Below are 24157 nucleotides of genomic sequence, written 5' to 3' on the forward strand. Positions count from 1 at the left end.
GTCCCCGGCAACCGCCCTCACCACAGAGGGAAGTTGCGGTCGAACACGTTGTCCGGGTCGTACCGGGCCTTGAGCGCGCGCAGCCGGGTCAGGGTCGGCTCGGGGAACGCCTCGGCGAGGGCCTCGGGGGAACGGCGGGTGTCGAAGCTGAGGTACACGCCGTTCACCTCCGGGGCGAGCCGTGCCCAGTGGGCGTCGAGGGAGCGCTCCCGGTCGGGCACGGTCGCGGAGAGCAGTTGGAAGTTCTGGGTACGGTGGGCGTAGGCGGTGGCCGAGGGACTGACGTCGTTGACCGCGCGGCCCACCGAACGGAACTGCCCCATCAGCACCTGCTCCGATGCCAGTGCGTCCGCGAGGGACCGGGCGGTGTGCGGGGAGACACGGTCGAGCAGCCCGGAGCGGGTGGCGCCCAGGCCCTGCCCCCGGTGCGGGGCGCCACCGACCGGCACCAGCGCCGGGTACGGGGCGAGCACCGCCTCCTGGCGCAGCATCGGGCCCAGGCCCAGCAGGGGAGTCAACACCCGCTGAGCGGCGTCCGGGCGGTCTCCGGCGTACACCGCGGCGACGTGAGCCATGGCCGGGCGGCCCGGTGCGGCGGGCATGAGGGTGAGGAAGCTCGTGAGCTCGCGGGGCGCGGCCTCCAGGACGGCCCCCCACTCCTCGACGAGCGACGCGGTCTCCCGCGCGTCGAAGACCAGGTTGGCGAAGACGACGTCACCTGTCTCGGACGCCTCCACCTCCACCGCCGTGACCACGCCGAAGTTGCCGCCCGCGCCCCGGACCGCCCAGAACAGATCGGGGTGGTGCTCCGCGTCGGCACGGACGAACGTGCCGTCGGCCAGGACGATTTCGACGGCCGTCACGTGGTCGATGGTCAGCCCGTCCCGTCGCGCGAACCAGCCCATGCCGCCTGCGGTGACCAGCCCGCCCACGCCCACGTCGCCGGTGTCTCCGGAGCTGATGGCGAGCCCGTGCGGGGCGAGGAGCTGCGCGACTCTCCCCCAGCGGGCGCCCGCTCCGATCCGGACCCGGCGTCGCGTCCGGTCCAGCACCGCGACGTGGTCGAGGCGGGAGACGTCGACGACGACACCGCCGTCGTTGGTCGACCGTCCGCTGATGCCATGCCCGCCGCTGCGCACGGACACCACTGTGCCCTTGCTGCGGGCGTACGCCAGTGCCGCGGCCGTCTCCTCCACGCTCTCGGGGAAGATCACCATGGCCGGGGCGCCCCGGTGCACGTATCCGTGGCGCACCCGCTCGTAGCGGGCGTCGGACGGCAGGACCGTCCGGCCGGTGAGGGACGCGGGTAACGCGACGTGGGCGAGGCCCTGTTCCGTCATGACGGGGAGGTCCCTTCCAAGGACTCGGGAGGATCGACGGGCTCAAGGAGGCACCTGAGAGTGCGGGTCAGGTACGCCACGAGCCGGTCCGGAGGCATCTCGGCCACCGGGCCGCCACGCAGCACGTACCGGCTGAAGACGACGCCGATGAGCTGGGAAGCGAGCAGGTCGACGCGCTCGTCCGTGTCGGGCCCGCTCAGCACCGTGCGGTATGCCTCCATGCTGCTGCGCCGCATCGCCGCGTACAGGTCGGTGGCGGCCTGCTCGTCGGAAGCGGCGCTGCGGATCAGCGCGAGGAACGGATCGTTGCCGTCGGCGTGTTCCATGCGTTCGACGAAGGCCCGTGCGATCCGGTCCGGCAGGGTCTCGGGCGGGCCGGGCAGCAGCTCGGGCAGGTCGCGGGGGCCGGGCACGGCCGCGAGGAACAGCTGCTCCTTCGAGCCGAAGTGCCGCATGACCAGACCGTGGGTGACACCGGCCCGCCCCGCGATCTCCCGGATGGTGGCACGGGTGTAGCCCCGCTCGGCGAACGCGGCCCGCGCCGCCTCCAGAATCGCCTCGCGATGGACCTCGGGGGCGCGGACGCGTCTCCTCACGACGGCGGGACGCTGGGGGGTTCGATGCTCACCCTCTTAATGTACATCTGGTCATTAGCAGCGCCGGGGTCAGCGGGCGAGGGCGCGGTCCAGCCAGGCCAGCAGGTCGCTGACGACCTCCTGTTTGTTGGTCTCGTGGAACAGCTCGTGCCGGGCTTCGGGATAACTGAGACAGGTCACGTCGATGAGGCCGGCCTCGCCGTAGCGTTCGACAAGCAGGTTGCTGAGTGAGAGACCGGCGTTCAGCGGGTCGTGATCCCCGACCAGAACGCAGATGGGCAGATCAGCCGGGATGCCCTTGGGCTGGGCAAGCGACGCCGAGGCGACGGTGATGTCAGCCATGCCCTGGGCGTCGAGGCTGAAGCCGCACAGGGGGTCGGCGAGGTAGGCGTCGACGGCCGGTTCGTCCCGGCTGAGCCAGTCGAACGGCGTGCGGCTGGGCTGGAACCCCTCGTTGAGCGCGAGCAGCGGGTCCCCTCCCGCCGCGGCCTCCTGCGCCTGTGCCGCGAGCATGACGTCGACCGCGGTGGTACCGGCGAGGGCGAGAGCGTCGATCAGGTGGGCGTGGTCCAGGACGTACTGCTGCGAGGCGAAGGAACCGAGGCTGTGTCCGAGCAGGACCAGGGGCAGGCCGGGGTGCTGCTCGCGGATGGTCTCCGACAGGGTGACCATGTCACCGACGAGCCGGTTCCAGCCGTCGTCCCCGAGATGACCGGGCTCGGCGTGCCTGCTCAGCCCGTGTCCGCGGTGATCGTTGGCATAGACGGCGTACCCCTGGGCGGTCAGCTCCGCCGCGAGGGGGGCGTAACGGCCGGCGTGCTCTCCCATGCCGTGGGCGATCTGGACGACGGCGCGCGGGGGCGTCTCCGGCTTCCATTCGTGCACGTGGATCTGGACGCCGTCTTCGCTTTCGAAGGTGAACATCGGGTTCCTTGTCTTGGGTACGCGGGCAGCCCTGAGAACCCGGCCGAGTGGTGGAGGGTGGGCCGGCCCGAGCGGTTCAGGCTCACGGCGGTTGTGGCGTACGGCGGTTGTGGCCGCCGACCGGGTCAGGCGTGCTGCTCGCCGAGGTAGCCGGCGATGATCCGGGACTGGTCGGCCCGCAGTTCCCGGGCCGAGGCGTGCGTGGTGATCTCGCCGTGGGAGAGGACGTAGCCGCGGTCGGCTATGTCGAGGGCGAGGCCGACGTGCTGTTCGACGAGCAGCACCCCGCAGCCGGTGTCGTCGGCGTAGCGCCTGACGATGGGCAGCAGCTCCTCGACGATGATGGGTGCCAGACCGAGGCTGAGCTCGTCGAGCAGGAGCAGCTTGGGGCCGCGGGCCAGGGCGCGCCCCATGGCGAGCATCTGTTGCTCGCCGCCGGAGAGCAGCCCTGCCTTGCGGTCCTGGAGGCGGGACAGGGCGGGGAAGTACCGCTGGGCGGCCGCCTGGTCCAGGCGCTCGCCCCGGTGACCGAGGCGCAGGTGTTCCGCCACCGTGAGGCCGGAGAAGATGCCTCGTCCTTCCGGAACGTGGGCGATGCCGAGGCGGGCGCGGGTCGCTGCCGGGATCCTGCCGAGGTCCGTTCCGTTGAAGGTGATCGTGCCGGCAAGGGGGCGCAGCAGCGCGGAGACGGTCTTGAGCGTGGTGGTCTTCCCCGCTCCGTTGGCCCCGAGGAGGGCGACGACCTCTCCCGCGCCCACTTCGAGGTCGATCCCGCGGATGACAGCGGCTCCGTCGTATCCGGCGGTGAGTCCGGCCATCTCCAGGACTGGGGTGCTCATGATGTCTCCGGTGTGCTGGTGAGGGCCTTGGCGGAGCTGCCGGCCGAAGTGCCGGACGCGGTGGCGGGCTCGACGGCGGACGCCCCGAGGTAGGCGGTCACGACGGCGGGGTCGGTCCGGACCTGTGCCGGTGTCCCGGAGGCGATCACCTTGCCGAACTCCAGGACGACGACGTGGTCGCAGATGCCCATCACGAGGCTCATGTCGTGGTCGATGAGGAGCAGCGCGGTACCGGCGTCGGCGACCGCGCGCAGTCTGCGTCCGAGTTCGGCGCTCTCCGTCGTGTCCAGGCCGGCCGCGGGTTCGTCGAGGCAGATGACGCGGGGGCGAGCTGCCAAGGCCCGTGCCACACCGACGAGTTTGCGTCTGCCCTGGGACAGTTCGTGTGCCGAGGCGTCGGCCAGGTCCTCCAGTCCCAGGGCCGCGAGGGCTTCCGGGACAGCGGGGTTCGGGGACGGGCGGCGCCCGAAGGTCTCGCCGAGCGTGGTCCACCACGTCGAGGGGTCCGCCGTGACCTGCAGGTTCTCCGCGACTGTGAGGTCTTCGAAGAGTTCGCTGCTCTGGAAGGTGCGGGCGAGCCCTCGGCGGGCCCGTACATGGGGCGGCCGTCCGGTCAGGTCCTTGCCGTCCAGTTCCACCCTTCCCCGGGCCGTGACGAGGCCGGTGACCGCGTCCACGAAGGTGGTCTTGCCGGCCCCGTTGGGGCCGATGAGCCCCACGAGTTGACCCTCGCCGACCTCCAGGGAGACATCGCTGAGCGCGTGGACGCCGCCGTAGCTGACGCCCAACTGCTGGACAGAGAGCACGTTCACGGTGCGACCTCCTTGGCTTCGGCAGTGGTACGGCCGAGGTGGATCTCCGGTGAGCCGACGGCGGATGCGTCGCCGGCCGGTGGTCCCGTCGTGGCCGCCGCGCGTCTCGCCCTCTTCGCCGCCCTCCGGCGGTGGGCGGCGCCCGCGATGCCGTCGGGGTTGGCGATCAGCGTCACGATCAGGGAGACGCCGCCGAAGAGCAGGGCCCAGGTCCCCTTGATCCCGAACCACTTGTCCAGTGCGTGGGGCAGCAGCGCCTCGGTGGACATCAGCCCCGCGATCACGGCTCCGGACACCATGGTGATGCCGCCGATGTAGGCGAAACCGATCAGGCCGAGGGCGGCCAGCGCGGTGAACCGGGCGGCGCTGACCGAGCCGAAGTTGTAGCCGTAGAGGGTGCCGGCGGCGCTGGCGATGAAGGAACTGATCGTGAACGCTGCGATCTTCACGGCCCGCACGTCGACCCCCGCTGCCGCGGCGGCGCGCTCGTTGGAGCGGACGGCGAGCATCCGCCGGCCGAGTCCGGTGCGCCTGAGATGGGCGACGTACAGTCCGAGGGCGACGGTGACGGCCAGGACGAGGAAGCCGAACATGGGGCTGGGTTCGTTGCCGTCCAGGCCGCGGAAGTCCGCTTTCGGTCCGAGGTCGATCCCGAACAGGCTCGGCGGGGGTACGGACACGCCGGCCGTCCCGCCGAACGAGGTGTTGTTGAACAGCGCCTGTTCCATGGCCAGGGCCGCGGCCAGGGTGACGACGGCCAGGCTCACGCCCCGCACCCGCAGGGCGGAGACGCCCGCGGCCACTCCCAGCAGGGTGGCCAGCACCATCGCGCCGAGGGCGGAGAACGGGAACGGGATCCCCCACTTGACCGAGAGGTGGGAGAGGACGAAGCCCGCGGTTCCGGAGAGCGCGAGCTGCATCACGGAGATCTGTCCGACGTAGCCGGTGATGACGACGTAGGACAGGACGATGACCATGCCGATCAACGAGTTTGTGAGTGCCTGGCGGAAGTCGAACGGGAGCACGATCAGCGCGGCGGCGGCGACCGCGGTGGCCATCAGGGCGGGACGGAGCAGCCGCTCGGGCAGGGGCACCGCGGGCAGTCGCTGTTCGACGAGTTCACCGCGGCGCGGCAGACCGGCACCCCGCACGTACAGGGCGACGACCATCAGGGCGAAGACGAGGAGCTGCTGGAGGCCGGGCATGGCGTTGCCGTTGTCGGTCGGGAACCAGCTCTGCGTGGACAGGTAGTACACGATCGACTGGAGCACGCCGATGAGGATGCCCGCGGTGCAGGCGATCCACAGCGAGGTGAACCCGGCGAAGAGGGCGGCGGCCAGGGCCGGTACCACCTGCAGGGGGAGCGTCATGGAGTCGACCTGCACGATGGGCGCGGCCAGGACACCGAGGAGCCCGGCGACCAGGGCGGCCAGGAGTGTGTTGGCCATCGAGACGCTGTTGGGCGACAGGCCTGCCAGCAGAGCGGCCTGTTCGTTCTCCGAGGCCGCGCGGGTGGCCAGGCCGAAGCGGCTCCATCGGTACAGGGCCCCGAGGGCCAGGGCGATCACGACGACCAGTCCGGCCAGGACGAAGCGGTCGGAGGGTGTGGTGACGCCCAGCATGGTGACGGTGCCGGTCGGCAGGATGCTCGGCGCCTGCTGCGGCTGTACCCCGAAGACCAGGAGCACGGTGGCCTGCAGGGTGAGCAGGATGCCGAGGGAGGCCGCGAGTTTGGCCAGGGGCGAGACGGTGCGCAGCGGCTTGAAGACCGCCACCTCGGTCAGGACTCCGACGGCCAGCGCGACGGCGAGCGCCCCGGCGAGAGCGGGTCCCACGGGCAGGGTGAAGCCGAAGAAACCGGTGGTCAGGGCCCAGAAGGCATAGGCCGAAGCCATGGCGACCGCGCCGGTGGACAGGTTGATGATGCCCGAGCCCCGGTAGGTGACCACCACGCCGAGCGCGATGCCGGCGATCAGTGCCCCCTGGCCGAGGCCGAGCACGGCGAAGAGCAGGATCTGTTCCAATTCATGACTCCTGTCATGAGTCCGCGAGTCCGTGAGTTCACGCCGCTGAGGTGCGTCCTGCGAGGGCCGCGACCTCAGCGGCGGCGGGGCGGGCCGGGCTCACCGGGGCGGGCGGATCCAGTCGGTCAGGGGCTTGAACTGGCCCTTGCCTTCGTACTGGTAGAACCTCGCCTGGTCGTTGCAGACGGCGGGGGCGTCCGCGTACTTGCCGCACTCGACCTCTGCGGCGCCCATGACGACCGGCCCGGGGAACTTCTTGAGCTGCTCGGTCACGGACGCGGAGGTGATCTTGTCCGGGCCGATGGCGTTGAGCACCTTCGCGTACGTCAGGATCGTGCTCCAGCCCAGCGGCGCGAAGACCTTGGACTGGTCGTCCTTGCTCAGCCCCGCCTGCGCCGAGACCTTCAGGAACGCCTTGGAGTCGGCGGCCGAGGGGTCCATCGGCAGTGTCTGGGCGACACCGTACGTCCAGGCGGGCAGGTCCCCGCCGAGCCCCTGGGCGACATCGGGGGACATGCACAGCGGCGTGGAGACCACCGGCTTGGTGACATTGAGCTGCTTCAGTGCCTTGGCGATGCCGACGCATCCGCCACCGATGGAGATGGGGACCACGACATCCGCGGTGTTCGCGCCGGCCGCGGTGACCGGGCCGATCAGGTCGGTGGACTGCGCGTCGAATCCGACGGACTTCACCTTCAGACCGGCGGCTTTCAGGCCCTTCACCGCCGCCCCGGAGGCGATCTTGTCGCCGGGCGTGTTCGTGTGGATCACCGCCGCGGTCTTCGCCTTCAGCACGTCACGGGCGTACGTGCCCCAGGTGCCGAAGATGTGCGGCAGGTCGCCGAACGTGCTGAAGGTGTTCTTCGCGGTGGGCATGGTCGGGCCCGTCGCCACCCCGACCAGCACGGGCTTCTTCCCCGCGATCACGGAGTTGAAGGAGGCGTCGCCGAGGTAGAGGTTGCCGACGCCGATGGCGGAGACCTCCTTGTCGCCCAGCAGTTGCTGGCCGCACTTCTGTCCCTCCTCCTCGGCGGACACCACCGTGCAGACGTTCAGCTTCAGCGGGTGCCCGCCGATGCCGCCCAGCTCGTCGTTGACGTACTTCACGGCGGCACGGGCACCCAGGGTGGCTTCGGGGTTGCCGCCGGGGCCGCCTTCGACGTTCACCCAGCCCAGGGTGACCGGGTCGAGGCCGGCGTCGGCCTTGCCCGCGTTTCCGCCGACGTAGCCGAGGTAGTCCGTGACGACGTCACTCGCCGAGCGGGAGTCCGAAGTCGCGGAGGAGCCACCTCCGGAGGCGCCGGACGACGAGGGCGCGTCGGTGCCCGGCCCGCTGCATGCGGCGACGCCCAGCAGGGGCGTCAGGGCGGCGGAGACGAGGCCGAGTCTCAGGGGACGTGAGATTGCGGGCATGCGAGATCCTCCAGGATCGGAAAACGGCAGGGCGGCGTTGCCCGGCACGGCATGCGGGGAGAGCACGGAAAGCAGAGAAAGGCAGGTGGGCGCACCGGGGTGACCGGTGCCTCGGACCAGCCCGAGGGACCTCGAAAGGCCAGGTGATCGGCGCTTTCGGGTTTCGTAACTTTCTTACGGATCGGGAATCTAGGTGTACGCTGGCCCCCTGTCAACGCCCCGGTTCACACCGAATTAACGATCATGCAATGGGAGGGAAGGACATGACGGAGCACGCCGTGAGACGCAGGCTCCCCCGGCGCTCACCCGAAGAGACCCGGGCCCTCATGCTGGAAGCGGCCACCAAGCTCGTCTGCGCCGGCGCCTCCGACACGAGCGAGGAGGCTGTCTCCGCAGCCCTTGCTCACATCCGCGTCAAGCGGGTCACCGAGGAAGCCACCCGCATCATGCGGGAGAGGCTGGGCGACGACACGGCACCGGCGATCACGACCGGATCCATCTACCAGATCTGGCCCGCCCAGGCCGACTTCCAGGCAGATCTCCTCTTCCACCTCACCAGCCGACAGGCCGAACTGGTCCCGGGGCTGCCGGAGAGCATCCGGCGTTTCAAGGAGGCGGTCGACAGCGGCACGACCTGGCAGGAGGCTCTCAACGACGTCCTGACGGACAACCACGAGAACCACCGCGTGGACCCGATCTACCGTGTGCTGCTCGGCTTCTACGCCAGTGCCGCCAACCCACGCGTCCGCGATGCCCTGGGGCACTACGGCGAGTCGTTCACCGAGGTCGCCTGTGAGGCGTACCAGGCGCTGCTGGACGCCTACGGGCTGCGCATGCGCACGCCCTACAAGGTCGAACACCTCGCCACCACCATCGCCGCCCTGCTCGACGGCTTCCACATGCGCTGGATCGCCGGACATCCCCACCTGGAGGACCCGGAGGGACGGGACCGCTGGTCCCTCGCCACCCGGGCGGCGGTCATGGTGTTCGACCAGTTCACCGAACCGGCGTAGGCGGGTGCGCACGTCCACGCGTCGATGAGCGCCGTGGAAGCGTTCGTCTCGGGCTGTTGGGTCGTCGACTTCGCCTGACCGGACATGGCCGCTGACCCCCGATGTCTCGTCGCCGCCGTCCCCATGGTTCGCTCCGGCGACGCGCTGCCGGCCTCGGCCGTCACGCTCCGGCGGTGCGGGCGATGCGGGCGGTGCAGGTGGTCACGGATGGTTGATTCCCCATGGGTTCGTGGTGGGGTCTCCGGGTGTGCCGCACGCGGTCTTCGGTGGGAGGAGGCGCTGGGCGGCGATTCGGGTGGTGCGGAACGCCGTGTCCGCCGTTGTGGAGGCAGGCGTCAAGCGACGTGTGGTGGAAGGGAGTTCGGTCCGCGCCAGAGGCTTGCCCGGGTACGCCGCCATGAGGAGGCCGGTGCAGTCGTCGCGTTCCCTCGGTGAGAGGCCCGCGGGGAAGCCGATGGTCCGGGGGCTGCTCCCGTCGGTGGTCAGGCGGAAGCGCAGGACGGACCTCAGGTTCGTCCCCGCCGTCGTGGCGGTGGCCTCCCAGAACTGGACCTGCACTGGGATCGGGTCGCACAGGGGCGCGCCGGTGTGCGGACCGATCACCACCGCCGCGTCCTCGGACGCCGTCTCGTCGGGGAACGACACCCGCAGCCACTGCGCCCGCTTCTCGGCCGACCAGCCGTCGGCCGTCCGGCAGGCGCCGGCGCCCGCCTGTACGCCGTCGGCCTTTTCGGCCTTTTCCGCGCAGCCGGTGGTCAGCAGCGTAAGAACCGCCGTCAGTGACGCCAACGACCCGTGGGCGAGCTGGGGCCTGGACATGGTCTCCCTCGATCGGCGCGGGCGAGGCGCCGGCGGCCTCGCTCAGTGGAGGCAGTCTCCGCGGAGCGCGATGAGGGCCGGGGGACCGGAAAAGGGCATGTGGCCGACTTGTGATCAACACGCCCTCGCGGGGCCGGGCCGTCCGTCTCGCGGGAGCGGTTCTCAGAGGGGTCCGGCGGGACTACTTGCTGGTACAGGCGCGGCTGATCGACAGTTCGTCGCCTGATTTCCCATTTGGTTGAACGGTTGTCGATCGCTGTCCACGATTCTCCTGTCCAGTGCCCGGAGGCACGACTTCCGGCCCCGTCGCTGCAGAAGCGAGTCGAGCATGGTGCGCGTCCGTTCGTCCCTGGCCCAGCTGCCCGCCTACGTCCCCGGCCGGAAAATGCCCGGCGCGGTCGCGCTGGCGAGCAACGAGTCCCCGTACGGGCTGCTGCCCGGTGTCGCGGCGCGGCTCGCGGAACTGGCCGGGGGGGTGTCGCGGTATCCCGACATGAGCGCCGCCGCGCTCGTCCGGGCCCTCGCCGAGCACCACGACGTCGCCCCCGAGCGGATCGCGGTGGGCGCCGGTTCCTCGGAGGTCTGCGCACAACTGCTGCACTCGGTCGTCGGGCCCGGCGACGAGGTCGTCTTCGGCTGGCGGTCCTTCGAGGCGTACCCGATCCTCACGGCGGTGGCGGGCGGTACGGCGGTGCGGGTCCCGCTGCGTGCGCACGGGCTGGACCTCGACGCCATGGCCGAGGCGGTCGGTGACCGGACCCGGCTGGTGTTCGTCTGCAACCCCAACAACCCCACCTCCACCGCGGTCGGTGAGCAGGCGCTGCGCGACTTCGCGGACCGGGTGCCGCAGGACGTACTGATCGTCGTCGACGAGGCGTACCGCGAGTACGCCGACCCGGAGCTGGTCCCCGACGCCCTCGCTCTGCTCGGCGACCGGCCGAACGTGGTGGTGCTGCGGACCTTCTCCAAGGCGTACGGCCTGGCCGGGCTGCGGGTCGGCTACTGCGTGGGCTCGCCCGGCATCGCGGAGCACGTCCGCAAGACCCAGATCCCGTTCAGCGTCAGCGCGCTCGCCCAGGAGGCGGCGGTGGTCGCCCTCGGCGAGCACGCGGAGGTCGTCCGGCGGGCCGCCCTCACGACCGCCGAACGGCAGCGGGTGACACTGCGGTTGCGCGACCTCGGCTTCGAAGTCCCCGACTCCCAGGCCAACTTCGTCTGGCTGCCGCTCGCCGGTGACAGCGCGGACTTCGCCCTGCACTGCCTCGGCGGCGATGTCGTCGTGCGCCCGTTCGTCGGCGAGGGCGTCCGGGCGACGATCGGGCTGCGGGCGGAGAACGACGCGCTGCTCGCGCTCGCCGCGAGCTGGAGAGGCTGACGGCCGTGCGCGTGGGGCCGTACGAGCGGCATCGCGAGCTGCTGCAGCAGGCGGTACGGGCCGTGGCGGCCGGTGAGTGCTGCGCACCGTTCACTCGCGCGGGGCGGGGCGGCGCCGACGCGGGCATGAGGTCGGCACGGACCGCGGAGAAGGTGTTCGGCTCGCTGTCGGGTCGCGCCTTCGAACTCGGCCAGCCCGGTGAAATCGGCCGGGTGTGCACCGAGTCCTCGCCGTACGGGGTCGTCATGGACATCGGCTATCCGCGGTGCGACCCCGCGGCGCTGGTGGCGGCGGCCGGCCGGGCGATGGCCGGCTGGCGGGCCGCCGGGCCGTACCAGCGGGCCGGGGTGGCGGTGGAGATACTGCGCCGGCTGAACACCCGCAGTCATGAGCTGGCGCTCGCGGTGCACCACACCACGGGCCGGTCCCTCACGGCCGCGTTCCGGGCCGCCGGGCCGCCCGCCCAGGACCGCGCACTGGAGGTGGTGGCCCGCGCGTTCGCCGAGTCGGAGCGTGTTCCCGCGGACCTGCGCTGGGAGAGTCCGCGCGGCCGGAAGGAACCGCTGGCGATGGCGGGCACCTGCGCCCTGGCGCCGCGCGGTGTGTCACTGCTCGTCGGCTGCCCCGAGCATCCCACCTGGAACGGCTGGCCTGCCCTGTTCGCCAGCCTGGTGACCGGCAACCCGGTGATCGTGGCCCCCCATCCCCGATCCGTGCTGCCACTGGCGATCACCGTGCGCGTCGCGCGGCAGGTGCTGGCGGAGGCCGGGCACGACCCCGACCTCGTCACCCTGGCCGTCGCGGCACCCGGGGAACCGCTGTGGCAGCGGCTGGCCACGGACCCGGCGGTACGCATCGTCGACTTCACCGGGCCTGCCCGGTTCGCCGACTGGCTGGAGCAACACGCCCGGCAGGCCGCCGTGTTCGCCCACCGGACCGGGCTGAACACCGTGGTCGTCGACTCCACCGAGGACTACCGCGGCCTGGTGCGCGGCCTCGCGCTCTCCCTGTGCCTGTGCGGCGGAACGGTACGTACGACACCGCAGAACATCCTCGTGCCGACGGCGGGCATCGCGACCGACGAGGGCCACAAGACCCTCCGCGACCTCGGCGCCGACCTCGGCGACGCCGTCGACCGGCTGCTCGGGCACCCGGTCCGCGTGGCCAGGCTGCTGGGCGCGATCGTCGACAACGAGGTGCGCACGGGACTGACACAGGCCGCGCGGTACGGCGCGGTGGTGCACGCCTCCGGGGCGCTGCACCACCCGGACCATCCCGGCGCCGACCTGCGCAGCCCGCTCGTGGTGCGGCTGGGGGCGCGGGACGAGCGGGTCTACGCCCGGGAGTGGCCCGGGCCGGTTGCCTTCCTCGTGGGCACCGACTCGACCTCGCACAGCCTGGAGATCTTCCGCCGCACGGTCGGCCGCCACGGTGCGCAGTTCGCCGTGGTGCACTCGACCGATCCGCTGGTCCTGGCGGCCACCGAGGCGGCGGCGCTCGACGCCGGCGTCCACCTGGTGGAGAACCTCGCCGACGACCTGCCCGCCGACCCTTCCTCGGCCGCGCCCGAACCGCCGGGCGGCGGGGCGCACTTCGTCACCGGGCGCTTCCGGGTGGTGCGCTCCCGCGGCCGCAGCGCCGCCGCCGTACGCCCGCCCGGGCGCGACCCCGGGGAACTCGTCGGCGCCTGACCGGCAGGCCGCACTCCGTCGGCCCGGCCGGGACGCCTCGGGGCGTGGTCGGGGCGGCCCGGGTACCGGTCGGGGCGGGCCGGGGACCGGTCGGCCCGTCAGGCGCCGACGAATTCCCCGGTCAGCCCGTCCAGTCCGCCCCGCGCCCCCGCACTTCGTCGAACACCAGCCAGGTCCGCGTCGAACGCACCCCGGAAACCCCCTGGATCCTCTCCAGCACGACCGAGCGCAGCGCCTCGTTGTCCGGCGCGCGCACCAGTACCAGGACGTCGAAGTCGCCCGTCACCAGGGAGACATGCTCCACGTACGGGATGTCGCGCAGCTCACGCGAGATGTCCCGCCAGGCGGCCTGCTCGGTGCTCAGGGTGACATAGGCGCTCGTGCCGAGGCCGGCCCGCTTGGGGTTCAGCTGCGCGGTGAAGCCGGTGATCACCCCCTCGGACAGCAGCCTGCCGATGCGTGTGTAGGCGTTGGCACGCGAGATGTGCACCTGCTCGGCCAGCGCGCGGACCGACTGGCGGGCGTCCTTCAGCAGCCGGGCCAGGATCTGGCGGTCGGTGTCGTCGAGCGGGACGGCAGTTCGTCCGGGCACGGGCCCCGTCGGCGAGTCCATCTCAGACACATTGCTCTCCAGAACCTGAGGATTCGGCATTTCATCTGCGGTTCACGCGAAGTCTTGAACACATATTCCCACGTCGTCACCATTCTCCTGTCAAGCGTCCAGAGAAAGCGAGCGCCCTCCATGTCCGTGAAGAGCCTCCGACAGACGGTCCAGGGCCTCCTGCCGTCCCTCACCCCGGTGCGGTTCGTGGCCGAGGACGGCACCCCCGTGGCCAAGCCCCCGGCCGGCTACCGCGAGCCCTCGGTGGAGGCCCTGCGCGAGGCATACCGGCGGATGGTCCTGGGGCGCCGCTTCGACACCCAGGCCACCGCGCTCACCAAGCAGGGGCGGCTCGCCGTCTACCCGTCCAGCCGGGGCCAGGAGGCCTGCCAGGTCGGCGCCGTGCTCGCGCTGCGCCCGGACGACTGGGTGTTCCCGACCTACCGGGACTCCGTCGCCCTGGTCACCCGTGGCATCGACCCGGTCGAGGTGCTCACCCTGCTGCGCGGCGACTGGCACTGCGGCTACGACCCCGCCGCCACCCGCGTCGCCCCCCAGTGCACCCCGCTGGCCACCCAGGTGCTGCACGCCACCGGCATGGCCGAGGCGCAGCGCCGCAAGGGCGAGGACGGCGTGGCCATGGCCCTGATCGGCGACGGTGCCACCAGCGAGGGCGACTTCCACGAGGCGCTGAACTTCGCGGCCGTCCTCCGCGCGCCGGTCGTCTTCTTCGTCCAGAACAACAAGTACGCGATCTCCGTCCCCCTGGCCCGGCAGACCGCGGCACCCGCCCTCGCCTACAAGGGCATCGGCTACGGGGTGCGCTCCGAGCAGGTCGACGGCAACGACCTGGTCGCCGTGCTCGCGGTGCTCACCGACGCCGTCGCGCACGCCCGCGCCGGGCACGGCCCCGTCCTGGTCGAGGCGCACACCTACCGCATGGACGCGCACACCAACGCCGACGACGCGACCCGCTACCGCGACGCCGAGGAGGTCGAGCGCTGGGGCGCCGCGGACCCCCTCAGCCGACTGGAGGCACACCTGCGGGCCCGTGGCGCCCTCACCGACGCCGACACGGCCGCGATACGGGAGGAGGCGGAAGCCCTGGCCGCGGACCTGCGCACCCGCATGAACACGGACACCGCCCCCGACCCGCTGGAGCTGTTCGACCACGTCTACGCCGAGCCCACCCCGCAACTGCGCGAGCAGCGCGCCCAGTTGGCGGCCGAGCTCGCCGAGACCGCCCTGACCCAGGAGGACTGACCCATGGCCGAGACCACCGAGGCCACCGGGCCCACCGAGGCCACCGGGCCCACCAAGGTCACCATGGCGCAGGCGCTCAACACCGCCCTGCGCGACGCCCTGCGCGAGGACGACCGTGTGCTCGTCTTCGGCGAGGACGTCGGCCCGCTCGGCGGCGTCTTCCGCATCACCGACGGACTGACCCGCGACTTCGGCGAGGAGAGGTGCTTCGACACCCCGCTCGCCGAGGCCGGCATCGTAGGGCTCGCCGTCGGCATGGCGATGGGCGGCTTCCGACCCGTGGTGGAGATGCAGTTCGACGCCTTCGCCTACCCGGCGTTCGAGCAGATCGCCTCCCACGTCGCCAAGCTGCGCAACCGGACCCGGGGACGGCTCTCGCTGCCGCTGGTGATCCGCGTCCCGTACGCGGGCGGCATCGGCGGTGTCGAGCACCACTGCGACTCCAGCGAGGCGTACTACGCCCACACCCCCGGCCTGAAGGTCGTCACCCCGGCCACCGCCGAGGACGCGTACTGGCTGCTGAGGGACGCCATCGCCGACCCCGACCCGGTGGTCTTCCTGGAGCCGAAGAAGCTCTACTGGTCGCGCGAGGACACCGACCTGGCGCGGCGCGGCGCGCTGCCGTTCGGGCGGGCGGCGATACGGCGGGAGGGCCGTGACGCCACGGTCGTCGCCTACGGGCCGTCGGTCCCGGTGGCCCTGGCCGCGGCCGAGGCCGCCGCGGTCGAGGGCATCGAGCTGGAGGTGGTCGACCTGCGCACGATCGTCCCCTTCGACGACGAGACGGTGACGGCCTCCGTACGGCGGACCGGGCGCTGCCTGGTCGTGCAGGAGGCTCAGGGTTTCGCCGGGGTCGGGGCGGAGATCGCCGCGCGCGTCCAGGAACGCTGCTTCCACTCGCTCGCCGCGCCCGTCCTGCGCGTGGCCGGCTTCGACATCCCCTATCCGCCGCCGAAGCTGGAGCACGCGCATCTGCCCGGCGTCGACCGGATCCTCGACGCCGTCGACCGCCTCCAGTTCGGTGACGAACCGGACACCCGGCACCTTCTGAAGGGAGCGGTCGCATGACCACCGCAACGCGTCCGGAGCAGCTGTTCCGGCTGCCCGACCTCGGCGAAGGGCTGACCGAGGCGGAGATCGTCGAGTGGAAGGTCGCCGTCGGCGACACCGTGACCGTCGACCAGGTCGTGGTCGAGGTCGAGACCGCCAAGGCCGCGGTCGAGGTGCCGGTCCCGTACGCGGGCACGGTGCTCCGGCTGCACGCGGAGGCGGGCACGGCGCTGCCGGTGGGGGAGCCGCTGATCACCGTGGGGGCGGGAGCCCCCGCCGTGGCCGACGGGGCCGTGGGCGGGCCCCGGTCCGAGGAGGCGGGTGGCGCACCGGAGCCGGTGAAGACGGCCGACGCGGCGGCGGAGCGTTACCGGGAGGAGGAACAGGCCGGATCCGGCAATGTGCTGATCGGCTACGGCACCGGCCACGGCCCGACGACCTCGCGCCGCCGCCGTCGTCGCGGTGCCGCGGCGGCGAGCCCGTCCGCGGGCGCCGCGCCTGCCGGAGCCGCCGGGAGCGCTGCCGGTGCCGCGCAGCGATCCGGAGCGGTCGACAGTGCCGTACCGGCGGGCGGCTCCGTATCCGCGTCGCACATCGCACCGGACACCTCGGCCACCGCCACCCCCACCGCCGTCACGGCGCACGCCCCCCGGGTGATCTCGCCCCTCGTGCGCAGGATGGCCCGGGACCACGGCGTCGACCTCGGCGGCTTGTCACCCTCCGGGCCGGCGGGAGTCGTCCTCAGAAGGGACGTCGAGCAGGCCGTCGCCCGGGCCGCCGGGCAGGCCGCGAGCCCGGCCCACCAGGCCGAGGCCCCCGTCCCCACACCGCAGGCGCCGACCACGGCGGCCGGTACCGAGCGCATCCCCCTGCGCGGAGTCCGCCGGGCCGTCGCCGACAAGCTCTCCCGCAGCCGGACCGAGATCCCCGACGCCACCACCTGGGTCGACGTGGACGCGACCGGGCTGCTGGAGGCCAAGAAAGCGCTGGAGTCCGCCGGTTCCGGCACGCGCATCGGTCTGCTGGCGCTGTTCGCCCGCATCTGTGTCGCCGGGCTGCGCCGCTTCCCCGAACTGAATTCCACCGTCGACACCGAGCGCCGGGAGATCCTCCGCCACGGCCAGGTGCACCTGGGCTTCGCCGCCCAGACCGAACGCGGGCTGGTCGTCCCGGTCGTCCGCGACGCCCACCTCATGACGACCGTCCAACTGGCCGCCGAAATCGCCCGGTTGACCGAGCTCGCCCGCGGCGGGAACCTGCCCCCGTCCGCGCTGACCGGAGGCACCTTCACCCTCAACAACTACGGGGTGTTCGGCGTCGACGGATCCACACCGATCATCAACCACCCGGAGGCCGCCCTGCTCGGCGTCGGCCGCCTCGTCGACAAACCATGGGTCGTGGACGGCCGGTTGACGGTCCGCAAGGTCACACAGCTCTCCTTCAGCTTCGACCACAGGGTCTGTGACGGCGGAGTGGCCGGTGGCTTCCTGCGCTTCGTGGCCGACTGCGTCGAGCGCCCGGCGATCCTGCTCGCGGACGTCTGATCCGCCGGCCTCACCCGTAGGCGCCCACCCCGGTCCATCGCCTGCTCCGGGCCTGCCGCCTCCCAGCCCCCGCGCCTCCCAGCCCCTGTCTCCCCGCCCCGCCCTGCCTCCGCCCCGTGGCGGACCGCACCCACCTACCTACCGAACGTTCGGCCAGGAGTTTCCCGATGCCCACCGATTTCTACGCCCGCCACGCGGACCTGCTCCAGCAGGCCGTGGAGCACGCCGCCGACCGCGGCTACTGGACGCCGTACCCGGAGACACCCAGCACCTCCGCCTACGGAGCCGAGGCGCCCCAGCAGGGTGAGGCCGCCTTCCGCGTCCTCCTCGGCAACCCCTTCCCCCTCGAAGGACATCCCGGCGCGGGCACCGTCCCCGCCACCGAGTTCTCGCCCTACGGCTTCCCGCTCGGCGTCAGCTACCCCTACCTCGCACCCGACGCGGCCGTCGCCACGGCCAAGGCCGCCGCCACGGCATGGCGCGCCGCGAGCCCCGACACCCGCGCCGGGGTCGCGGCCGAGATCCTGGCCCGGCTGAACGCGGCGAGCTTCGAGATCGCGCATGCCGTCCAGCACACCACCGGCCAGCCGTTCGTGATGGCCTTCCAGGCCGGCGGCCCGCACGCCCAGGACCGCGGGCTCGAAGCGGTGGCGTACGCCTGGTACGAGCAGAAGCGCCACCCGGACACCACGCGCTGGAGCAAGCCGCAGCGCCGGGGCGGCCCGCTCGCCATGGACAAGACCTACACCCCGGTCGGACGCGGCGTCGCCGTGCTGATCGCCTGCAACACCTTCCCCACCTGGAACGGCTACCCGGGCCTGTTCGCGAGCCTGGTCACCGGCAACCCGGTCGTCGTCAAGCCGCACCGGCGGGCCGTGCTGCCGCTGGCCATCACGGTGCGCATCGCCCGCGAGGTCCTGGCGGAGGCCGGATTCGACCCGGATGTGGTGCTGCTCGCCGCCCAGCGCCCCGGCGAACGCACCGCCCCCGCCCTGGCCACGCACCCCGACGTGCGCATCGTGGACTTCACCGGGTCCAGCGAGTTCGGCGACTGGCTGGAGACCAACGCCCGCCAGGCCGCCGTGCACACCGAGAAGGCCGGACTGAACACCGTCCTCGTCGACTCCACCGACGACTACGCCGGGCTGCTGCGCAACCTGGCCTTCTCGCTCGCCCTCTACAGCGGTCAGATGTGCACCACCCCGCAGAACATCCTGGTCCCGCGCGAGGGCTTCACCACCGACCAGGGGCCGCGCACGGCCGACGAGTTCGCCGGCGACCTGGGCACGGCGCTGGACAACCTGCTCGGCGACCCCGCGCGTGCCGTCGGCACCCTGGGCGCGATCGTGAACGAGGGCGTCCTGAACGGGCTGGAGGAGGCGGCGACGGTCCTCGACGGCCGTATCACGCACCCCTCCCGGAAGCTGGTGCACCCCGAGCACCCGGAAGCCGTCGTCCGCACCCCGCTGGTGGCCCGGCTGGACGCCGGGGCCGACGAGAAGACGTACACCAGGGAGTGGTTCGGACCCGTCGCGTTCGTCATCGGTACCGACTCCACCGCGCACGGCCTGCGGCTCCTGCACGGCACAGTCCGCCGCCACGGCGCGCTGACCGCCTCGGTGTACACCACCGACGCCGACGTGCTGGAGGCGACCCGCGAGGCCGCGTTGGACGCGGGCGTGCACCTGTCGGAGAACCTGACCGGCGCCGTCTTCGTCAACCAGTCCGCCGCCTTCAGCGACTTCCACGGCACCGCGGCCAACCCCGCCGCCAACGCCGCCCTCACCGACCCGGCCTTCGTCACCGGCCGCTTCTCGGTGGTCCAGTCCCGCCGCCACGCCCCCGCCGAGGAGCCCGCCCATGTCTGACGACGTCTTCCTGATCGACGGCGCGCGCACCCCCCAGGGCCGCTACGGCGGCGCACTGGCCAACGTACGTCCCGACGACCTGGCCGCCCTGGTGGTGGGTGAGGCGGTGCGCCGCGCGGGGATCCCGTCCGAGGCCGTGGACGAGGTGGTCCTGGGGGCCGCCAATCAGGCGGGCGAGGACAACCGGGACGTGGCGCGCATGGCCGTACTGCTGGCGGGGCTGCCGCACACCGTCCCCGGCTACACGGTCAACCGGCTCTGCGCCTCCGGGCTGACCGCTGTCGCGAGCGCCGCCCAGGCGATCCGCTCCGGGGAAGCGGACCTGGTGGTCGCGGGCGGGGTGGAGTCCATGACCCGCGCCCCCTGGGTGATGGCCAAACCCGGCACCCCCTGGGCCAAGCCGGGGGAGGTGCACGACACCTCACTGGGCTGGCGCTTCACCAACCCGCGCTTCGCCGCCGCCGACCGGGCCGTGCCCGCGGGGGCCGGTCCCGAGACGGTCAAGGTGACCCTCACGATGGGGGAGACGGCCGAGGAGGTCGCGGCCCTGCACGGCATCACCCGCCTCGAGTCCGACGCGTTCGCCCTGCGCAGTCACCGGCGGGCCGTGGCGGCACAGGAGGCGGGGCGCTTCGACCGCGAGATCGTGCCGGTCCCGGTGAAGGACGGCGAGGTCACCCGCGACGAGGGGCCGCGTCCCGGCACGACGCTGGAAAGGCTCGGCGCGCTGCGGACCATCTTCCGCGAGGACGGCATCGTCACCGCCGGCTCCTCCTCGCCGCTGTCGGACGGCGCCGCCGCCCTGGTGGTCGCGAGCGCCGAGGCGGTGCGGCGGTACGGGCTCACCCCGCGGGCGCGGATCGTCACCTCCGCGTCGGCCGGCGTCCAGCCCCACATCATGGGCCTCGGCCCGGTGCCCGCCACACAGAAGGCCCTGGCCCGCGTCGGCTGGCAGGCGGGCGACCTGGACGCGGTCGAGCTGAACGAGGCGTTCGCCGCCCAGGCGCTGGCCGTGACACGCCGTCTCGGGCTCGACGAGGAGCGGGTCAACGCCGACGGCGGTGCCATCGCGCTCGGCCATCCCCTCGGCTGCTCCGGTGCCCGCATCCTGCTGACACTGCTCGGCCGGCTGGAGCGCGAGGACGCCCGCCGGGGCCTGGCAACCCTGTGCGTGGGAGTCGGCCAGGGCGTCGCCATGCTCGTGGAGCGGGTGTGAGCACCGCCTACGAGACGCTGCTCGTCGAGGAGCGAGAAGACCGGGTCGTCGTCACCCTGCACCGGCCCGAGGCCCGCAACGCCATCAGCGGCCGCATGATCGCCGAGCTGCACGAGGTGTGCGCTCTGTTGGAAGCCGATCCGAAGCTGCTGCTGCTCACCGGGCACGGCGGTGTCTTCGCGGGCGGCGCCGACATCGCCGAACTGCTGCGACGGGGCCGCGACGAAGCCCTCCAGGGCATCAACAGCCGCCTGTTCGAGCGCGTGCGCCGACTCCCCATGCCCACGCTCGCGGCCGTCGACGGCTGGGCCCTGGGCGGCGGAGCCGAACTGGCGTACGCCTGCGACCTGCGCATCGCGGGTCCGGACGCCGTCTTCGGCAACCCCGAGCCGGGGCTCGGCATCCTCGCCGCGGCCGGGGCCTGCCGGTGGCTGCCCGAGCTGGTCGGCGAGTCCGTCGCCAAGCAGATGCTGCTGGCGGGGCGGAACCTCGACGCGGCCGCGGCACTGGCGGCGGGGCTGGTCATCGACGTCGTACCGGCTCAGAAGCTGCTGGACGGGGCGCACGCCCTGCTCGACCGCATGGCCCGCTCCTCCGCCACCGCGCTGCGGCTGACGAAGCTCGTCGTCGACGCACCCGGTGCCCATCCGGCCGTCGACGACCTGGCGCAGGCCGTGCTGTTCGAGGGACAGGACAAGAAGGACCGCATGACACGCTTCCTGGAGAAGAGGAGCCGGGCATGACCTCAGCACCCGCAGTCGTCGGGGTCATCGGCGGCGGCCGTATGGGCGCCGGTATCGCACAGTCCTTCGCGACGGCCGGATCGGCCGTGACCGTCGTGGAGAGCGGTGAACAGGCCGCGGCCGCGGCATTGGACCGCGTCGCCGCCGGACTGAGCCGAGCAGCCGAGCGCGGCGCACTGGGCGAGCCCGCGGAGGCGGTGCTGGCCCGGGTGACCACGGTCCCGTCCGTCGACGCCCTGCCCGCGCACGCCGACCTGGTCGTCGAGGCCGTCCCCGAGGACGCCGCGCTCAAGGCCCGGATCCTCACCGCCGCGGAGCAGGCGGTGAGCGCCGGCACGGTACTGGCCAGCAACACCAGTTCCCTGTCGGTCACCGACCTCGCCGCCGCCCTCACCCGGCCCGACCGCTTCCTGGGCATGCACTTCTTCAACCCCGTGCCAGCCTCCGAACTGGTCGAGATCGTCGTCGCACCCGGCACCGGGGCCGACACCGTCGAGGCGGCCCTCGGCTGGACCCGCTGCCTCGGCAAGAAGGACGTCGTCGTCAAGGACTCGCCCGGCTTCGCCAGCAGTCGCCTCGGCCTGGCCCTGGGCCTGGAGGCGATCCGCATGGTCGAGGAGGGCGTCGCCGAACCGGACGCCATCGACGACGCCATGCGGCTCGGCTACAAGCACCCCATGGGGCCGCTGCGCCTGACCGACCTGGTCGGGCTCGACGTACGCCTCGCCATCGCCGAGCACCTGCACGCCACGCTCGGCGAACGCTTCGCCCCGCCCCGGCTGCTGCGGGAGAAGGTCGCCCTCGGCGAGCTCGGCCGCAAGACCGGAAAGGGCTTCTACACATGGGAATGAGCGCCACGAACCGGCCTTCGGCCGACGAGACCGGGCACGGCATCGGCTACACCCTGGACGGCGGCGTCGCCGTCATCGAACTCCGAAGGCCCTCCGCGGGAAACGCCCTGGACGTGTCGTTGCGCGCCGGACTGATCGCCGCGGTACGCCGGGTGCGCCAAGACGGCGACCTCGTCCGGGCGGTGCTGGTCACCGCCGAGGGCCGGCACTTCTGCGTCGGACAGGACCTCAAGGAGCACGCACGGGCGCTGGAGAGCGCACCCGCCTCCGCCTTCGCCATCGTCCGGGACGAGTACAACCCGCTCGTCGAGGAACTGCGCACGCTGCCGCAGCCCGTGGTCGCGGCCGTCGAGGGTGCCTGCGTCGGAGCGGGACTGGGGCTCGCGCTCTGTGCCGACCTACGGGTCGCCGGAGCCGGCGCCCGCTTCGCGACCGCATTCACCGGGATCGGCCTGGCCGCCGACAGCGGTCTGAGCGGGGCCCTGGCGCAGGCGGTCGGTCCGTCGCGGGCCGCCGCCCTGATGCTGCTAGGCGACCGCTTCGACGCGGAAGCGGCGCAGCGGTGGGGCCTGGTCCACAGCGTCGTGCCGGACGGCGGCGCCGCTGCGGAGGGCCTGGCTCTGGCCAAGCGCCTCGCCGCCGGTCCCACCGCCGCGTACGCCGAGGTCAAGGCGCTCCTCCGGGCCGACGGAGCGCCCTTGCCCGTCGTCCTGGAACGCGAAGCGGCGGCCCAGGAACGACTGGGCTCCACCGAGGACCACCGGGCTGCCGTACGGGCCTTCCTCGAAGGCCGGCAGCCGTCCTTCGCCGGACGCTGACCCGACTGCGGCACCTGCCGTAGCACGGAGAACTCAACCATGACGCAGGCCGAACGAATGTTCGGTAGGGAAGGTAGGGGAGATGTCCGCGACATACGCCGACGCGTCGGCGGGCCGCGCAGAACCGGAGCTCCAGGAGCATTTCGAGGCGACGATCGCGCGGGACCAGCGGATCGAGCCGCGTGACTGGATGCCGGAGGGGTATCGCCGGACCTTGGTGCGGCAGATCGCGCAGCACGCGCATTCGGAGATCATCGGCATGCAGCCGGAGGGGGAGTGGATCACGCGTGCGCCGTCGTTGCGCCGTAAGGCGATTCTGTTCGCCAAGGTGCAGGACGAGGCGGGGCATGGGCTGTATCTGTACTCGGCTGCGGAGACGCTGGGTGCGGACCGTGCGGATCTCACGCGGCGGCTGATCGAGGGGCGCCAGAAGTACTCGTCGATCTTCAACTACCCGACCCTGAGCTTCGCCGACGTCGGGGTGATCGGCTGGTTCGTGGACGGGGCCGCGATCTGCAACCAGGTGCCGCTGTGCCGCAGTTCCTACGGGCCGTATGCGCGGGCGATGGTGCGGATCTGCAAGGAGGAGTCGTTCCATCAGCGGCAGGGCTATGAGCTGTTGCTGACGATGATGCGTGGCACCGGCGAGCAGCGGGCGATGGTGCAGGACGCGGTGGACCGCTGGTGGTGGCCGTCGCTGATGATGTTCGGTCCGCCCGATGACGCCTCGCCGAACTCTGCGCAGTCGATGGCGTGGAAGATCAAGCGGCACTCCAACGACGAGTTGCGGCAGCGGTTCGTCGACATGACGGTCCCGCAGGCGGAGAAGCTCGGCGTCGCCCTGCCCGACTCCGAGTTGCGCTGGAACGCCGAGCGCGGCCACCACGACTTCGGCACCCCCGACTGGGACGAGTTGACCAGAGTGATCTCCGGCGACGGGCCCCGCAACGCCGAGCGCGTCGCCCGGCGCCGGGCTGCCCATGAGGAGGGCGCCTGGGTCAGGGAGGCGGCCACCGCCCACGCCGCCAAGCAGGCGGCCCGTACGCAGAAGGGAGCGGTGGCATGACCACCGAGAAGAACGACTGGCCGCTGTACGAGGTGTTCGTGCGGGGCAAGCGCGGTCTGAACCATGTCCATGTGGGCTCGTTGCACGCCGCCGACAACCAGATGGCGCTCACGCACGCCCGTGACCTGTACACCCGCCGTAACGAGGGCGTGTCGATCTGGGTCGTGCGCAGCGAGTACATCGCCGCCTCCACCCGTGACGAGAAGGACCCCTTCTTCGAGCCGAGCGCCGACAAGGTGTACCGCCATCCCACGTTCTACGACATCCCCGACGACGTCCCGCACATCTGAG

Annotated in this window: 22 protein-coding genes; 13 read left to right on the forward strand and 9 right to left on the reverse strand. The window is 72.2% G+C overall.

Going from position 1 to position 24157, the window contains the following annotated elements:
- Positions 1-17: 17 nt before the first annotated feature.
- From ACZ9QC_RS37815 to ACZ9QC_RS37845, 7 genes are all read right to left on the reverse strand, one after another.
- On the reverse strand, positions 18-1340 hold the full coding sequence (locus ACZ9QC_RS37815; protein WP_472917208.1) for an FAD-binding oxidoreductase: 1323 nt from the start codon (positions 1338-1340) through the stop codon (positions 18-20).
- Positions 1337-1936 (reverse strand): TetR/AcrR family transcriptional regulator, encoded by a 600-nt coding sequence (locus ACZ9QC_RS37820; protein ID WP_472917209.1) that lies wholly within the window; start codon positions 1934-1936, stop codon positions 1337-1339. The genes ACZ9QC_RS37815 and ACZ9QC_RS37820 overlap by 4 nt, the downstream gene beginning before the upstream one ends.
- A 69-nt stretch (positions 1937-2005) precedes the next feature.
- Positions 2006-2860 (reverse strand): alpha/beta hydrolase, encoded by an 855-nt coding sequence (locus ACZ9QC_RS37825; protein ID WP_472917210.1) that lies wholly within the window; start codon positions 2858-2860, stop codon positions 2006-2008.
- Between the two features lie 125 nt (positions 2861-2985).
- Complete coding sequence (locus ACZ9QC_RS37830; RefSeq protein WP_472917211.1) at positions 2986-3699, reverse strand: ABC transporter ATP-binding protein; 714 nt, start codon at positions 3697-3699, stop codon at positions 2986-2988.
- Complete coding sequence (locus ACZ9QC_RS37835; protein ID WP_472917212.1) at positions 3696-4511, reverse strand: ABC transporter ATP-binding protein; 816 nt, start codon at positions 4509-4511, stop codon at positions 3696-3698. The genes ACZ9QC_RS37830 and ACZ9QC_RS37835 overlap by 4 nt, the downstream gene beginning before the upstream one ends.
- Positions 4508-6535 carry a branched-chain amino acid ABC transporter permease gene (locus ACZ9QC_RS37840; RefSeq protein WP_472917213.1) on the reverse strand — a complete coding sequence of 676 codons (2028 nt, stop codon included), beginning with the start codon at positions 6533-6535 and terminating at the stop codon, positions 4508-4510. Before ACZ9QC_RS37840 ends, ACZ9QC_RS37835 begins: the two co-directional genes overlap by 4 nt.
- Before the next feature lie 99 nt (positions 6536-6634).
- Positions 6635-7948, reverse strand: a complete 1314-nt coding sequence (locus ACZ9QC_RS37845) for an ABC transporter substrate-binding protein (RefSeq protein WP_472917214.1) — start codon at positions 7946-7948, stop codon at positions 6635-6637.
- Positions 7949-8226: 278 nt separating this feature from the next.
- Between ACZ9QC_RS37845 and ACZ9QC_RS37850 the strand changes: the two genes are divergently transcribed.
- The gene (locus ACZ9QC_RS37850) at positions 8227-8961 is read left to right on the forward strand and encodes a hypothetical protein (protein WP_472917215.1); all 735 of its coding nucleotides are present in this window, start codon (positions 8227-8229) and stop codon (positions 8959-8961) included.
- A gap of 201 nt (positions 8962-9162) precedes the next feature.
- Here the strand turns inward: ACZ9QC_RS37850 and ACZ9QC_RS37855 are convergent, their stop codons facing one another.
- A complete protein-coding gene (locus ACZ9QC_RS37855; protein WP_472917216.1) occupies positions 9163-9780 on the reverse strand; it encodes a hypothetical protein in 618 nt (205 codons plus the stop codon).
- Positions 9781-10108: 328 nt separating this feature from the next.
- On the opposite strand from ACZ9QC_RS37855, the gene hisC reads away from it, so the two are divergent.
- Positions 10109-11155 carry a histidinol-phosphate transaminase gene (gene hisC / locus ACZ9QC_RS37860; RefSeq protein WP_472917217.1) on the forward strand — a complete coding sequence of 349 codons (1047 nt, stop codon included), beginning with the start codon at positions 10109-10111 and terminating at the stop codon, positions 11153-11155.
- Complete coding sequence (locus ACZ9QC_RS37865) at positions 11143-12846, forward strand: aldehyde dehydrogenase family protein (protein WP_472921919.1); 1704 nt, start codon at positions 11143-11145, stop codon at positions 12844-12846. The genes hisC and ACZ9QC_RS37865 overlap by 13 nt, the downstream gene beginning before the upstream one ends.
- 121 nt (positions 12847-12967) lie before the next feature.
- Here the strand turns inward: ACZ9QC_RS37865 and ACZ9QC_RS37870 are convergent, their stop codons facing one another.
- Positions 12968-13459, reverse strand: a complete 492-nt coding sequence (locus ACZ9QC_RS37870; protein ID WP_184897500.1) for an Lrp/AsnC family transcriptional regulator — start codon at positions 13457-13459, stop codon at positions 12968-12970.
- A 129-nt stretch (positions 13460-13588) separates the two neighbouring features.
- On the opposite strand from ACZ9QC_RS37870, the gene pdhA reads away from it, so the two are divergent.
- The 10 genes from pdhA (at position 13589) to paaB (ending at position 24156) form a co-directional block, all read left to right on the forward strand.
- A complete protein-coding gene (pdhA, locus tag ACZ9QC_RS37875; RefSeq protein WP_472917218.1) occupies positions 13589-14710 on the forward strand; it encodes a pyruvate dehydrogenase (acetyl-transferring) E1 component subunit alpha in 1122 nt (373 codons plus the stop codon).
- A 3-nt stretch (positions 14711-14713) separates the two neighbouring features.
- Positions 14714-15778 (forward strand): alpha-ketoacid dehydrogenase subunit beta, encoded by a 1065-nt coding sequence (locus ACZ9QC_RS37880; RefSeq protein ID WP_472917219.1) that lies wholly within the window; start codon positions 14714-14716, stop codon positions 15776-15778.
- Positions 15775-17304, forward strand: coding sequence for a dihydrolipoamide acetyltransferase family protein (locus tag ACZ9QC_RS37885; RefSeq protein ID WP_472917220.1), 1530 nt, complete (start codon positions 15775-15777; stop codon positions 17302-17304). Before ACZ9QC_RS37880 ends, ACZ9QC_RS37885 begins: the two co-directional genes overlap by 4 nt.
- Positions 17305-17471: 167 nt before the next feature.
- On the forward strand, positions 17472-19172 hold the full coding sequence (gene paaN, locus ACZ9QC_RS37890) for a phenylacetic acid degradation protein PaaN (RefSeq protein WP_472917221.1): 1701 nt from the start codon (positions 17472-17474) through the stop codon (positions 19170-19172).
- Positions 19165-20388, forward strand: a complete 1224-nt coding sequence (locus ACZ9QC_RS37895; RefSeq protein WP_472917222.1) for a thiolase family protein — start codon at positions 19165-19167, stop codon at positions 20386-20388. Before paaN ends, ACZ9QC_RS37895 begins: the two co-directional genes overlap by 8 nt.
- The gene (locus ACZ9QC_RS37900; protein ID WP_472917223.1) at positions 20385-21131 is read left to right on the forward strand and encodes an enoyl-CoA hydratase/isomerase family protein; all 747 of its coding nucleotides are present in this window, start codon (positions 20385-20387) and stop codon (positions 21129-21131) included. The genes ACZ9QC_RS37895 and ACZ9QC_RS37900 overlap by 4 nt, the downstream gene beginning before the upstream one ends.
- Positions 21128-21982: a 3-hydroxyacyl-CoA dehydrogenase family protein gene (locus ACZ9QC_RS37905; RefSeq protein WP_472917224.1), complete on the forward strand. Its 855-nt coding sequence runs from the start codon at positions 21128-21130 to the stop codon at positions 21980-21982. The genes ACZ9QC_RS37900 and ACZ9QC_RS37905 overlap by 4 nt, the downstream gene beginning before the upstream one ends.
- The gene (locus tag ACZ9QC_RS37910; RefSeq protein WP_472917225.1) at positions 21979-22800 is read left to right on the forward strand and encodes an enoyl-CoA hydratase/isomerase family protein; all 822 of its coding nucleotides are present in this window, start codon (positions 21979-21981) and stop codon (positions 22798-22800) included. Before ACZ9QC_RS37905 ends, ACZ9QC_RS37910 begins: the two co-directional genes overlap by 4 nt.
- A gap of 82 nt (positions 22801-22882) precedes the next feature.
- Positions 22883-23866, forward strand: coding sequence for a 1,2-phenylacetyl-CoA epoxidase subunit PaaA (gene paaA / locus ACZ9QC_RS37915; RefSeq protein WP_472917226.1), 984 nt, complete (start codon positions 22883-22885; stop codon positions 23864-23866).
- Complete coding sequence (paaB, locus tag ACZ9QC_RS37920; protein ID WP_472917227.1) at positions 23863-24156, forward strand: 1,2-phenylacetyl-CoA epoxidase subunit PaaB; 294 nt, start codon at positions 23863-23865, stop codon at positions 24154-24156. Before paaA ends, paaB begins: the two co-directional genes overlap by 4 nt.
- The last annotated feature ends 1 nt before the right edge of the window (position 24157 follow it).

This window comes from Streptomyces sp. HUAS MS02, assembly GCF_055702265.1.